14 protein-coding genes are annotated in these 13,411 nt (G+C 64.3%); 10 read left to right on the top strand and 4 right to left on the bottom strand.

What is annotated here, in order from left to right; translation table 11 throughout:
- The first annotated feature begins 48 nt into the window (after positions 1–48).
- Complete coding sequence (locus FJ964_RS14015) at positions 49–2,388, top strand: response regulator (protein ID WP_140550908.1); 2,340 nt, start codon at positions 49–51, stop codon at positions 2,386–2,388.
- Positions 2,389–2,454: 66 nt separating this feature from the next.
- Here FJ964_RS14015 and FJ964_RS14010 read toward each other — a convergent pair whose 3' ends face one another.
- From FJ964_RS14010 to FJ964_RS14000, 3 genes are all read right to left on the bottom strand, one after another.
- Complete coding sequence (locus FJ964_RS14010) at positions 2,455–3,303, bottom strand: lytic transglycosylase domain-containing protein (protein ID WP_140550907.1); 849 nt, start codon at positions 3,301–3,303, stop codon at positions 2,455–2,457.
- 5 nt (positions 3,304–3,308) lie between these two features.
- On the bottom strand, positions 3,309–4,559 hold the full coding sequence (ispG, locus tag FJ964_RS14005) for a flavodoxin-dependent (E)-4-hydroxy-3-methylbut-2-enyl-diphosphate synthase (protein ID WP_140550906.1): 1,251 nt from the start codon (positions 4,557–4,559) through the stop codon (positions 3,309–3,311).
- A 559-nt stretch (positions 4,560–5,118) separates the two neighbouring features.
- Positions 5,119–5,298: a YdcH family protein gene (locus tag FJ964_RS14000; RefSeq protein WP_097571999.1), complete on the bottom strand. Its 180-nt coding sequence runs from the start codon at positions 5,296–5,298 to the stop codon at positions 5,119–5,121.
- 239 nt (positions 5,299–5,537) lie between these two features.
- Between FJ964_RS14000 and FJ964_RS13995 the strand changes: the two genes are divergently transcribed.
- On the top strand, positions 5,538–5,741 hold the full coding sequence (locus FJ964_RS13995) for a YdcH family protein (protein ID WP_140550905.1): 204 nt from the start codon (positions 5,538–5,540) through the stop codon (positions 5,739–5,741).
- A 2-nt stretch (positions 5,742–5,743) separates the two neighbouring features.
- Here FJ964_RS13995 and FJ964_RS13990 read toward each other — a convergent pair whose 3' ends face one another.
- Entirely contained in the window at positions 5,744–6,538 is a 795-nt protein-coding gene (locus tag FJ964_RS13990) for an IclR family transcriptional regulator (RefSeq protein ID WP_140550904.1), read from the bottom strand.
- Between the two features lie 126 nt (positions 6,539–6,664).
- On the opposite strand from FJ964_RS13990, the gene FJ964_RS13985 reads away from it, so the two are divergent.
- The 8 genes from FJ964_RS13985 (at position 6,665) to FJ964_RS13950 (ending at position 13,321) form a co-directional block, all read left to right on the top strand.
- Positions 6,665–7,546, top strand: a complete 882-nt coding sequence (locus tag FJ964_RS13985; protein WP_140550903.1) for a transporter substrate-binding domain-containing protein — start codon at positions 6,665–6,667, stop codon at positions 7,544–7,546.
- A gap of 94 nt (positions 7,547–7,640) precedes the next feature.
- Complete coding sequence (locus tag FJ964_RS13980) at positions 7,641–8,306, top strand: amino acid ABC transporter permease (protein WP_140500485.1); 666 nt, start codon at positions 7,641–7,643, stop codon at positions 8,304–8,306.
- Position 8,307: 1 nt separating this feature from the next.
- Entirely contained in the window at positions 8,308–8,958 is a 651-nt protein-coding gene (locus tag FJ964_RS13975) for an amino acid ABC transporter permease (RefSeq protein ID WP_140550902.1), read from the top strand.
- Positions 8,959–8,960: 2 nt separating this feature from the next.
- The gene (locus tag FJ964_RS13970; protein WP_140550901.1) at positions 8,961–9,755 is read left to right on the top strand and encodes an amino acid ABC transporter ATP-binding protein; all 795 of its coding nucleotides are present in this window, start codon (positions 8,961–8,963) and stop codon (positions 9,753–9,755) included.
- Between the two features lie 38 nt (positions 9,756–9,793).
- Positions 9,794–10,255: a RidA family protein gene (locus tag FJ964_RS13965; protein WP_140550900.1), complete on the top strand. Its 462-nt coding sequence runs from the start codon at positions 9,794–9,796 to the stop codon at positions 10,253–10,255.
- A gap of 23 nt (positions 10,256–10,278) precedes the next feature.
- Positions 10,279–11,484: an aminotransferase class V-fold PLP-dependent enzyme gene (locus tag FJ964_RS13960; RefSeq protein ID WP_140550899.1), complete on the top strand. Its 1,206-nt coding sequence runs from the start codon at positions 10,279–10,281 to the stop codon at positions 11,482–11,484.
- A 404-nt stretch (positions 11,485–11,888) separates the two neighbouring features.
- On the top strand, positions 11,889–12,428 hold the full coding sequence (locus FJ964_RS13955; RefSeq protein ID WP_140550898.1) for a sigma-70 family RNA polymerase sigma factor: 540 nt from the start codon (positions 11,889–11,891) through the stop codon (positions 12,426–12,428).
- On the top strand, positions 12,425–13,321 hold the full coding sequence (locus FJ964_RS13950; protein ID WP_140550897.1) for an anti-sigma factor: 897 nt from the start codon (positions 12,425–12,427) through the stop codon (positions 13,319–13,321). Before FJ964_RS13955 ends, FJ964_RS13950 begins: the two co-directional genes overlap by 4 nt.
- Positions 13,322–13,411 lie beyond the last annotated feature (90 nt).

Below are 13,411 nucleotides of genomic sequence, written 5' to 3'. Positions count from 1 at the left end.
AAGCGTAATCCCGACCGTTAAAATAATGCGTATGTGTTGGGGTTGCGCATGCCGGAATATTCTTCCTTCATACGGTCCATCCGGACCCGTTATCTCTCAGGATTGCTGATCTTCGCGTTGGCTTCGCTCGCGATCATGGTTGCACTTGATCGCGTCAATTCCTTCCGCCACCAGATCGATGCCCTGAGCAGCAACCTTGTCATATTCACCCGCGACCTGCGCAACGCGACCAGCTTCGCCGAAACGACGGGAACCGCCTGGCGCGCGGAGACGCGCGATGCGCTGACCGCATCGGCGCGCGGCCATTCGGAACGCCTCTCCCGCGAGATTGGGACGCTTGCGGCCCAGATCGCCGCATTGCGTCCACGCCTGTCGACAAAGACCATCAACGAGCTCGAATCCGCTTCGGTCAATGGCGACCTGTTCTGGTCGCCGCGCGACATGGTTCGAAACTTCAACCTCATGTCGGTGGCGCAGAAGGTCGACGAGTGGAGCTATCGCGAAATCCGCAACCAGAACGACCTGTTTGCCCAGCCGATGCTGGTCCGCGTCCGCACCGCCATGGACGACGAGCGCCATTTGGCCGACGCCTCCAGTGACCGGCTGCTGCTGTGGGCGAGCGGATTGCTGTTCGCGGTGCTCTCCATCGCCGCTTTCTGGATCTTCCGGCCGATGGAGCAGGCCATCCGCCGCGCCTTCGCCGAATCCGCCGAGTCGCTGTTCAAGGCCGAGGCCGCCGACCGCGCCAAATCGGAATTCCTCGCCAATATGAGCCATGAGATCCGCACGCCGATGAACGGCGTGCTCGGCATGGCCGAGTTGCTGGCCAAGACCGAGCTGACCGCGCGCCAGAAGACCTTCACCGACGTCATCGTCAAATCCGGCAACGCGCTGCTCACCATCATCAACGACATCCTCGATTTCTCCAAGATCAATGCCGGCCAGCTCACGCTCGACCCGGCGCCGTTCCGCCTTGCCGAGGCGGTCGAGGATGTGGCCACGCTCGTCTCCGCCCACGTCGCCGAAAAGAACCTCGAACTGATCGTGCGTGTCGACCCGCGCCTGCCGGCCTACGTCGTCGGCGACGCCGGGCGTTTCCGCCAGATCGTCACCAACCTGCTCGGCAACGCGGTGAAGTTCACCGAGAAGGGCCATGTGCTGATCGACGTCGGCGGCGAAACCGTCAATGATGTCGTCCAGCTCAAGCTGCGCGTCGAGGACACCGGCATCGGCATCCCGGCCGAGAAGTTGCAGAACGTGTTCGAAAAATTCGCCCAGGTCGACGGCTCCTCGACCCGCCGTCACGAGGGCACCGGCCTCGGTCTCGCCATCGCCGCCCGCCTCGTCGACCTGATGGCCGGCAAGATCGGCGTCGAGAGCGAGATCGGCCGCGGCTCCGTATTCTGGTTCGCGGTGCCCCTGCCCGTGCATCATGCCGAGGCTCGCGACGAGATCGTGCCGGTCGACGTCACCGGCGCGCGCGTTCTGGTCATCGATGACAATCCGGTCAACCGCGAGATCCTGCTCGAACAGCTCCGGAGCTGGAGCTTCGACTGCGCCGCCGCCGAAAGCGGTGCGGTCGGCCTGGCTTTCCTCGACCGCGCCTGCCAGCTGGGAGCCGCCGTCGATTGCATTATCCTCGACTACCAGATGCCCGGTATGAACGGCGCCGATGTCGCGAAAGCCATTGCCGCCGACAGCCGGCTGTCGGCCGTACCGGTCGTGCTCTTGACCTCGGTCGATCAGGTCGATTTCGGCAAGATGATCATCGATTTCGGCATTGCCGCGCACCTGACCAAGCCGGCACGCTCCGCGGTCCTGCTCGGCACCGTCATCTCGGTCGTCCAGAAAGCCCGCTCGCAGCTCGGCAGGGCGCAGTTCGTTCGCGAACCGGCACCGGCGCTGCCGCAGGCGGCGCCGCCCGCCTTTACCGTCATCCGCGGCCCGGCAATGCCGGCCGTCCCCGTGCCGGAGCCGACGGTCGCGCCGAACGGTCCGATCGACATCCTCATCGCCGAGGACAATGAAGTGAACCAGCTGGTGTTCGGCCAAATCCTCAACGGGTTGGGCTTGAGCTATCGCATAGCCGGCAACGGCCGCACGGCGGTCGAGATGTACCGCTCGCTGCGCCCGAGGCTCATCCTGATGGACGTCTCCATGCCGGAAATGAACGGCTACGAGGCGACCCGCGCCATCCGGGCGACGGAGGCTTCGGATGGCAGCCACATCCCGATCATCGGCGTCACCGCGCATGCGCTGAAGGGCGACCGCGACAAGTGCATCGAAGCCGGCATGGACGATTATCTGCCGAAGCCGGTTTCACCCGACCGCCTCGGCGCCAAGATCGGCACCTGGCTCAGCGAAACGGTGGTGGCGAAGACGGCGTAAATTTGTGATGGATGCGACAGACGCATTCAGGCGAACAAAGCGTTACCGAGCTCGTTCAATGCGGCTCTACCGGTTGCGCACCACCACGCAGGCCCCGCCGACGCTTTGCAGTTTCTGGCAGATGGCGCCGGCGGCGGCACGGTCGTCGACCCCGATCCTGACCGCGTAGATGCCGCGTCGGCCGATCGGCGTCCGCACCCGGCTGACCACCGGATCATGCCCGGCTAGCAGGGCCGGGAAGCGGCCTCTCACCCTGAGCCACTGGTTGATCGCGGCGCTGCGGCGGAAATTGCCGGCCACCTGGACTCCCCACGGCTTTATGTTGATGGAAGCCATCGCCACCGTCCGCGACATGATCACCGGGAGCTTGCGGCAGGCCGCGACGAAATCGGATTTCGCGTCGAGCGGTCGTACGCTTCCGGCATAGGCGCGGTCGGCGAACTTATCGACCGGCTCGCCCATGATGTCGAAGACATAGCTTTCGGTTTCCATCGGCAGGAAGCCGCCCGAGCCCAGCCAGCGCGAGACCCGGTTTTCGCCGGCATTGTAGGCGGCGGCCGCCAGGCCGAGATTGCCATAGCTGGTCTTCATCTCGGCGAGGTATTTCGCCGAGGCCGGGATCGCCTGGTTGATGTCGAAGGAATTGGCGAGCCCGCGCATCCTGGCGGTCCCCGGCATGAACTGGGCGATTCCTTCGGCGCCGACTGGACTGACGGCGTTGGGATCGAACCGACTTTCCTTCCAGATCAACCGGGCGAAGAAATCCCTGGGCAGGCCGTTCTGGTCGGCATGGGCCTGGATCAGATTGCAGACCTTGTCGATCAGCCGCTGCTTGGCCGATTGCGGCGGATCGGCCTGGACCAGGGTCGGCCACCCGCACAGCAGGATCAGCGCCACCGGGAGGAAGCGCAGCATTCGACCTACTCTGCCGCGGCCTTGCCGCGACCAAATCGTTGTTCGATATAGTCGGTGACCATCTTTTCGAAATCCTGCGCGATCGACGGTCCGCGCAGCGTCGCCGCCTTCTTGCCGTCGACGAAGACGGGCGCCGTCGGCGTCTCGCCGGTGCCGGGCAGCGAAATGCCGATATCGGCATGTTTGGACTCGCCCGGGCCGTTGACGATGCAGCCCATGACCGCGACCTTGAGGTTCTCGACCCCTGGGTATTTCTCACGCCACGCCGGCATGTTCTTTCTAAGATCAGCCTGGATGTTCTGCGCCAGTTCCTGGAACACGGTCGAGGTTGTGCGGCCGCAGCCGGGGCAAGCGGCGACGATCGGCACGAATTGCCTGAAGCCCATGGTCTGCAACAATTCCTGCGATACCTGCACCTCCCGTGTGCGATCGCCGTTCGGCTCCGGCGTCAGCGATATGCGGATGGTGTCGCCGATGCCTTGCTGCAACAGGATGCCCATGGCGGCGGATGAGGCGACGATGCCTTTCGAGCCCATGCCGGCCTCGGTGAGGCCGAGATGCAGCGCATGGTCGGAACGGCTGGCGAGCTCGGTGTAGACGGCGATCAGGTCCTGCACGCCGCTGACCTTCGCCGAGAGGATGATCTTATCGCGGCCAAGGCCGATCTCCTCGGCCATCTCGGCCGAGAGGATCGCCGACTGCACGATCGCCTCGCGCGTCACTTGCTGTGCGGTCAACGGAAAGCCGCGGGCCTGGTTGTCGTCCATCAGCCGGGTCAGGAGTTCCTGGTCGAGCGAGCCCCAGTTGACGCCGATGCGCACCGGCTTGTCATGCTTGATCGCCATTTCGACGATTGCCGCGAACTGCCGGTCCTTCTTGTCCTTGAAACCGACATTGCCGGGATTGATGCGGTATTTGGCCAGCGCCTCGGCGCAGGCCGGATGATCGGCCAGGAGCTTGTGGCCAATATAGTGGAAGTCGCCGACAATCGGCACGTTGATACCGAGCCGCGCCAGCCGCTCCCGGATGCGCGGCACCGCGGCGGCGCTTTCATCGCGGTCGACGGTAATGCGCACGATCTCGGAGCCGGCGCGATGCAAGGCCGCGACCTGGGCGACCGTCTGGTCGACATCGGCGGTATCCGTATTGGTCATCGACTGCACGACGACGGGAGCACCGCCGCCAACCACCACGCCGCCCACATCGACGCCAACCGAGGTGCGGCGCGGGAAGGGGAAGGAATAATATCCGGTCATGCCGGCAGCCTTTAATCTCTGGGGCGCCGCGCGTCCACTTGGACGCACAAAAGCGCGCTCCGGGCCGATGCGCTGAAGTCCCGGCATGAGGTGGAGGAGCAAAGATGGCTTGTCAATGGCGACAGGTCGCCACTGGCCGCAATCATCCCGCCGCCAGTTCCTTGGCACCCGATTTTTGCCGGTCGCTTGCGTTGGCCAATCGGCTACCTGGCGATTGGCGGGCCCCCAATCGCCTCACAATTCCGGGAATGAGTTCCGGGGAGGAGCAAGGAGAAGAGCGACGCAGCACAGACCCAGAATCCAAGCCCTGACCTCAGAGCGCCACGGCAAGACAGAATTCTGCTCCGCTGCACTCTTCGGTCAAGAGTTCCCGTATAGATTCAAGGGTTCCCGCGAAGCGCTTCGCTCCTGCTCGTCCTCGGATTCCGAAGTCCGAAGACCTCGGCCTGGTACGGATATCTGTGATGGCCGACCTGAAACGGAATCAAAACCACCAGTCCGGCGGCAATTGCCGCCGGCAGGAAAGACCCGGATGGTGAGCGTTTATGTCAGTGGGGCATCAATGCGTCGTGGGTTTGGCCCTCAGTTTTTCAATCTCGTCCTTGATTGCCAGCTTGCGTCGCTTGAGATTCACGATTTCGAGGTCGTCCACCGACGGGTGATTCATCGCATCATCGAGCTCGCGTTCGATGTCGCCGTGTTTCCGCTGCAACTCATCAAGATGGGATGCAAGAGACATGATTGGTTCTCCCTTTCATGGTTTCCTCGATTGCAGCCGCCAAAGGCGCGTCCACCGCAGGCTCGCTCTGTGACGGCACAATGACAGTGTGCCACCTTCGCGCAGCGATGTCGAATGATCCGTGGTAGCATTCCACGGCACTGTGAAATGTGATATGGGCTGCGCGCCGGTGGCAAAACGAGCCACCCCCGCCCAATCAGGCCCAGTTTTGGGCGCCGCAGACGTGCAGACGGTAGAGAATGTCCGATCAGGAACAGGCCGATATTCGCCTCGAATTTTCCCGGCTGAAGCAGGAACACGCCGATTTCGACGCTGCGATCAATGCGATGATCGCCATGAACTGCGACCCGCTGCAGATCCAGCGCATGAAGAAGAAGAAGCTTGCGCTGAAGGATCGGCTGATGAAGCTGGAAGACAAGATCATCCCGGACATCATCGCCTGACTTCAGGTCCAGGCCGCGATCGAAAGCCTCGCCGCGCGTTCGCGCAGCAGGGCCAGGAGTTCGCCTGTCTTCTCCTGCGACGTGTCGATGGGCACCACCAGACACATCGTCGCCTCGACCGTGCCGGGCGCTGAAAACACCGGCGCGGCGAGGCATTTCGTATAGGCGTCGACGAGCCCCGAAGTGATACAATAGCCGGTGGCGCGCGCCGTCGCTATGTCGGCGATGAAATCGTCCAGCCGCAATCTGCGGCCATCGGGCAGGATGAGATCGTCTTCCGATATCATCGCCTCGATCCGGGCCTGTTCGAGACCGGCGAGCAGGAGCCTGCCTGAGGCGGTCCAGGGCAGCGGGATCTGCAATCCGGTGGCGGAGCTGATGCGGAACGGCCGGGTGCCCGGGCTCGAGTGGACGATCGTATAGCGGCCGCTCTGCAGCATGCACAGTTCGGACGTCTCGCCGGTCTCGCGCGACAGGTTGTCGACCTCCTGGCGTCCTCGCCTCAAGAGGTCGTTGCCGCGCACATAATCCATTCCATAGAGATAGAGCTTCTTGCCGAAATAGACGCGGTTGCCGTCGCCGGCCATTTCCAGGAGGCCGGCATCGACCAGCGATCGCACCAGCGTGTAGGTGGTCGAACGCGGCGCGTTGACCCCCTTGGCCAGGTCGCCGATGCCGATGGCGCGCTGTGTCGAATGAAGGAACTCCAGAATCTCGAGCACCCGGTTGAGGCCCTTCTCCCGAGAGGCCGAAATCTTTGCGTCCGCTGAGACCGCCAAGGCGCTGCCATCTTGCATTGTCGATTCCTGATGTTAGTATCTGTCTTGTACAGGATACACACGTCCCTTGTAAGAGACAATTCTGAATGATTCGGCGCGTGTATTGCCTGTGCGTAGGGGAACACAACACGAAAGGAGGTCGCTGTGAACGACACATCCAAAAGGCGTGATTTTCTGAAACTGGGCATGGCCGGACTGGCAACGGCCGGCGTCATGAGCGCGGCGGCAACGGTCGACGTGCAGAAGGCTGCGGCGCAGGCTGCGCCCGATAGCCTGCTGCGCACCGTGCTGGAGCGCGGCAAGCTGATTGTCGGCACCGGAAGCACCAATGCGCCCTGGCATTTCGAGAACGATGCCGGCGAACTCGTCGGCATGGACATCACCATGGGGCGCATTCTCGCAAAGGGGTTGTTCGATGACCCGGCCAAGGTCGAGTTCGTCATGCAGGACCCGGCGCAGCGCATTCCGAACGTGACGACGAACAAAGTCGACATCACCATCCAGTTCATGACCATGACCGCGCAGCGCTCGCAGCTGATCAACTTCTCCAGGCCTTACTACGTCGAGGGCGTCGCCTTGCTGACTTTGCCCGGCGCCGAGAACAAGACCTTCGACAAGCTGCTTGCCGCAGGCTCTGCGACGCGCGTTTCCATCCTGCAGAATGTCGACGCCGAATCTTCGGTGCATTTTGCCTTGCCGGAGGCGCAAGTGATGCAGATCGATACACAGGCCAACGTGCTGCAGGCACTGGAATCCAAGCGTGCCGATGCCGCGGCCGTCGACCTCTCCACCGTGCGCTGGCTCGCCTCGCGCAATCCTGACAAATACTTCGATGCCGGCAAGAGCTGGTACTCGATGCTTTATGGCGCAGCGCTCCGGCAAGGCGATCTCGACTGGCTGACCTTCGTCAACCAGACCTTCACCATCGCCATGTTCGGCCATGAAACGGCGCTCTACGACGCGGCGTTCAAGGACTATTTCGGGCAGGAGCCGCCGGCGCGCCATCCCGGCTTCCCGGTTATCTGACGTCATCGGCGGATAGGCGCCCCGGCGCCCTTCCGCCCTTTTTCCTGGCGACGCGGCCAGCTTTGCGTCACATCGGGAGCACTGAGGCCGACGCATGGGTTATGCGCTTAATTTCAACCTGATCTGGCGGCATTTCGACAAGCTGTGGGGCGGCCTGCTGCTCAGCCTCGAACTCGCCGTCATCTCGATCGCCATTGGCATCGTCATCGGCCTGGTCCTGGCGGTCTGGTACGTGTCGGCCGGACGCATGGTGCGCGGCATCATCGCCGCCTATGTCGAATTCATCCGCAACGTGCCGCTGATCTTGCTCGTCTATCTCGTCTTCTACGGTCTGCCGACCGTGGTCGACATCGCCTACAGCGCGCAAACCTCGTTCGTCGCCACGCTGGCGCTCTACAGCGGCGCTTATCTGGTCGAGGTGTTCCGCTCCGGTCTCGAAGCGGTGCCGCGCGGCCAGCTCGACGCCGGCAAGGCGATCGGCCTGACGCCCTGGCAAAGGCTGCTGCATGTGCGCCTGCCGACCATGCTGCGCATCACGCTGCCGGCACTTTCCAACACCTTCATATCGCTGTTCAAGGACACCTCCGTCGCCTCGGTCATCTCGGTGCCCGAGCTGACCTTCGGCGCGCAATGGATCAACTTCAACACCTTCCGCATCGTCGAGGTCTATCTCGTCGTGACGGCGATGTATCTGCTGACCGGCTACGCCCTGCTTTACGCGCTCCGGCTCGTCGAACGCTGGTTCAAGGTGGTGCACTAGCATGCTTGGCCAGATCGCCTACGCCTTGCCTTTCCTGGCTCAGGGTTTCGCGCTGACGCTTTGGGTGTCGCTGCTGGTTGTGACGTTTTCGCTCGTCGCCGGCGTCCTCCTTGGCGTCGGACTGGTCTATGGCCCGGCGCCGGCGCGCTGGGCGGTGCGCATCTTCAGCGACACGATCCGCGGCATACCGATACTGGTGCTCATCTTCTTCGTCTATTACGGAATGCCGGCCGTCGGGCTTCACCTGCCGTCCTTCTGGGCTGCCGTGCTGGCGCTGACCTTGTTCAAGACAGCCCAGGTCGTCGAATACCTGCGGGGCGCCGTCGGCTCCATCCCGAAGGGACAATCGGAGGCCGCAATGGCGATCGGCCTGACCTTTCGCCAGCGGCTGGCCCATGTCATCTTTCCGCAAGCGTTCAGGCGTTTCCTGCCGCCCTGGATCAATGGCGTCACCGACGCGGTCAAGGGCAGCGCGCTGGTCTCGCTGCTCGGCATCACCGATCTCATGCAGGCCATCAACCAGGTCATCGGCCGCACCTATGAGGCCATGCCGCTCTACATCCTTGGCGCCCTCATCTACTTCGCCGTCAACTATGCGCTTTCGCTTGCCAGCCGGCGGCTGGAGCGGCGCTTCTCCTTCATCCGGGAATAGCAATGTCCACAAGCTCGAACGATGCCCCGGCCCTTCTCGATATCCGCGATGTGTCCAAATCCTTTGGCGCCGTCCAGGTCCTGCGCTCGGTCAGCCTGCGCGTGGCGCGCGGCGAGGTGGTGACGGTCATCGGGCCCTCGGGCAGCGGCAAGACCACGCTGCTGCGCTGCGTCAACTTCCTGGAGAGCTATGACAGCGGGTCCATCCGCATCGACGGCAAGGAGGTCGGCTTCCGAGAAACCGGAGCCCGCCAGCGCCGCAGTGAACGCGACCTTGCCGCGATGCGCGCCGAGACCGGCATGGTGTTCCAGAGTTTCAACCTGTTTCCGCATCTCACCGCCGCCGGCAACATCATGCTCGGCCTCACCAAGGTGCGCGGCAAGAGCACCGCGGAGGCGCGCGCGATTGCCGAACACTGGCTCGGCCGCGTCGGCCTTGCCCATAAGGCCGACAGCCTGCCGGCGGAGCTCTCGGGCGGCCAGCAGCAGCGCGTCGGCATTGCGCGCGCCGTGGCCATGGGGCCGAAAATCCTGCTGCTAGACGAGATAACCTCCGCCCTCGATCCGGAACTCGTCGGCGAGGTGCTTGAGGTGGTGCGCAGCCTCGCCGAGGACGGCATGACGATGGTGATGGTCACGCATGAGATGGCCTTTGCCCGCGACGCCTCGAGCCGCATCGTCTTCATGGCCGATGGCGGCGTCGGCGCGGTCGGCCCGCCGAAGGAGATTCTCGCAGCAGACGCCGACAATGAGCGTCTGCGCAATTTCCTGGCGCGCTTCCGCGCCTCGCACTTCTGACATCGGATGGTCGACGCCATCCCAAGGAGCCTTCTTCCATGACGCCTTACACCAGGCTCGCCGAACTCGGCCTCACATTGCCCGAGCCGCCGACGCCCATCGCCAACTTCGTCACCCATGCCGAGAGCGGCCGGCTGATCTTCCTGTCCGGCCAGGGACCGCTGCGAGCTGACGGCACGCTCTGCACCGGGAAGGTGGGCGAGGACGTGACGGTGGAGCAGGCTTATCAGCATGCCCGCCTCACCGGCCTTAACCTGCTTGCCGTCATGCATGCTGCCGCCGGCGATCTCGGCCGCATCGTGCGCGTCGTCAAGCTGCTCGGCTTCGTCAACGCCACGCCGACCTTCAGCGATCACCCCAAAGTGGTGAATGGCTGCTCCGATCTTTTCGCCGACGTTTTCGCCACGATCGGCGGGCATGCCCGCTCGGCGATCGGCGTCGGCTCCTTGCCCGGAAACATCACCGTCGAAATCGAAGCGGTCGTCGAGATCGCCGCCTGACCTGCTAGAAATGGGATCCAGAGATGAAAACCTATTCCGACACCGGCTCCAACACCACGATCCGCGAACGGCTCGGCCTTCGCCCGATCATCAACGTCTCCGGCACGATGACGGCGCTCGGCGCATCGATCATCGTACCTGAAGCGATCAGCGCCATGTCTGAAATGGCATCGCAATGGGTGGAGATGGATGATCTGCAGCGCGCCGCAAGCGCCGTCGTCGCGCGCCTCACCGGCGGCGAGGCCGGCTTCATCACCGCCTGCTGCGCCAGCGGCATCACCATGGCGATCGCCGGCGCGATGACGGGAACCAACCTGCTCGCCATTGAACGCCTGCCTGACGTCACGGAAGGCCTGAAGTCCGAAGTCATCGTCCAGCTCGGCCACATCGTCAATTATGGGGCGCCGATCGACCAGTCGGTCCGGGTGGCCGGCGCCAAGGTCGTGCCTGCCGGCACGGTCAGCGTGACGCAGGATTATCATGTCCGGGACGCGATCAACGACCGCACGGCGGCAGGCCTCTATGTCGTCGCGCATCACACCGTGCAGTACGGCATGCTGTCGCTGGAGGAATTCTGCGAAATCTGCCACGCCAAGGGGGTGCCGGTGATCGTCGACGCGGCTTCCGAATATGACCTGCGCGGCTTCCTGGCGCGCGGCGCCGACATCGTCATCTACAGCGGCCACAAATTCCTGAGCGGCCCGACCAGCGGCATCGTCACCGGACGCAAGGATCTGGTGCGATCAGCCTATCTGCAGAACCGCGGCGTCGCCCGCGCCATGAAGGTCGGCAAGGAAAGCATCGCCGGCACCATGGCCGCGCTCGAGGCCTGGGAGAAGCGCGACCACGCCGGCATCCGCCGGCGCGAAGAGGCCGCCCTCAACCTTTGGAAGGCTGCTCTGCAAGGTATCCCGGGCATCGGCGCGGAGATCATTCCCGACCCGACCGCCAACCCGCTCGATCGCCTGCAGGTCTTCGTGCGGCCGGAAAGCGGTTTCACCGCCGCCGGCCTTGCCTCGGCGCTTGCTGCGGGATCGCCGCCCATCATCGTGCGCAACCACGAGGTCGAACGCGGCCATTTCTTCCTCGACCCCTGTAATCTTCATCCCGGAGAGGCGGAGATCGTCGCCGAACGGCTGCGTGCCCTGTTGACCGCGAAGGACCGGCCCGCCGACGCCATGAAGATCGCGCGCAAGGATTCTTCGGGCGCCTTGCGCTGGCCGGATTGAGCGCCAAGCGGACCAACGAACCAGAAGCACGGCTGATCACGTGACCGTGAACAGCCGGATGCGTACGCGCCGGGAATAAATCTCGGCGGCAACGGGTCTCCTCGACATAGACCGCTACAGGCGTTGAGGAGACCGGCATGCCCGTCATTGCGAAAACGACAGCGAGCATGGCCGCCGCGTCGGCGGCCGCCATATGCTCGAGCGCATGACCTTAGCCGGCCTTTCTCCCATGATGCACGGCTTTCCCCTTGCGCTTGACACTGGTGACGCAGATGAATTCACTTTCGCCACGGCAGGCGGCTCTGCCTGTTGCCGCGGGTTTCGCCCGGGCGGGCGGGACGAGATCACCCGCGTTGCCTGAAAGCGCCCGGCCTGTTCCTCGCGGAGTATCGGATGGTTCTGCTTTGAGCGATAAGGCCAGGGCCGAGCGCTTCAACGAGGTGGTGCTGCCGCATCTCGGCGACGCGCTCGCGCTTGCCCGCTGGCTGACCGGCAATGGCGCCGATGCCGAGGACGTCGTGCAGGACGCCTGCATAAAGGCGCATGCCGGCATATCAGGCTATGCCGGCGGCAATGCCCGCGCCTGGCTGCTGACCATCGTGCGCAACACCGCCTATACCTGGATGTCGCGCAACCGGCCGCGCGGCATGCTGGCTGTCGGCGATCTCGGCGACCTCGACGAGATGGCGGCGGCACACGGCATCAGTGTGCCGGACGAACGTGGTCCGGAGGCAAGCCTGATCGCCAAGGCGGATACGGCGGCACTTGAAGCGGCTATAGCAGCCTTGCCGCAGCCGTTCCGCGAGGCGCTTGTGCTGCGCGACATCAACGGCCTCAGCTACCGCGAGATAGCGGCCATGCTCGGCGTGCCGATGGGCACGGTAATGTCCAGGCTGGCCCGCGCGCGGAGCCTGCTTATGTCTGAACTGGGGAGAGCGCCATGACCATGCATGACGACGGACTGCCCAATGATCCGGAAGGCATCAGGCTGATGATCCACGCCCTCGTCGACGGCGAACTTGATGCAGCGGCCGCGCTTGCGGTGGAGCGGCGCATCGCCGCCGATCCGCGGCTTGCCGCCGAACATGCCCGCATCGTGGCCTTGCAGGGCGCGATCGGCCGCTCGCCGCACTCCGAGATCAGCGATGCCTTTCGGGCTCGTATCGCGGCCATTGGCGCTGCGGCCACCGCGCAGCCGGAGGCAGGCGAAACGGTCAAACCGCAGCAGGGCTCACCGGCGCTGCCGGGGGTGCTTGCCCCAGGCGGGGGAGGGCAGAGGCGAAATGCCGATCCGCGGCTGTCGCCAGGTCGAGCGCGCCGCTTCGGCTCGTTCGACTGGCGGGCCATGGCCGCGTCGATCATGATCAGCGCGGTACTCGCCAGCGGGGCGACGCAATGGGTGATGTTCAGCGGTGCGGAAGACGGCCTTGCCGCCGCGGTCGCCAGCGGCCATCGCCGCAGCCTGCTTGCCGCCAGCCCGATCGACATCGTCTCGTCGGATCGCCATACGGTAAAGCCTTGGCTCGACGCCCGGATCGGCGTGTCACCGCCGGCACCTGATCTTGCCCAGGACGGCTACGCAATGATCGGCGGCCGCGTGGAGGTAATCGCCGGCCGGCCCGTGCCGGCACTTGTCTACCGCCACCGCGAACATCTGATCACGCTGGTCGCCGAACCGCAGCAGGGCGGTAAGGTCAGCGAGCCTGACGATCTGTCCTCCGGCGGCTTTTCGCTGGTGCAGTGGAGCGACGGCGCCTTCTCCTACTGGGCGATCTCCGACATGGAGCGGCCCGAACTCGACGATTTCGTCGCCCGCTTCCGCAAGGCTGCGGCATAGGCCGATCTCCCGGCCGGACGACCGGCAATGCCCTGCATCCTTGCCGCCGCCGCCGAATTCCGCTAAGGCGCGCCTTTGTCGCCGGGAGCA

It is taken from the genome of Mesorhizobium sp. B2-3-2 (assembly GCF_006442295.1).
Taxonomy (GTDB): Bacteria; Pseudomonadota; Alphaproteobacteria; order Rhizobiales; family Rhizobiaceae; genus Mesorhizobium.
This window is presented reverse-complemented; position numbering and strand designations above follow the sequence as displayed.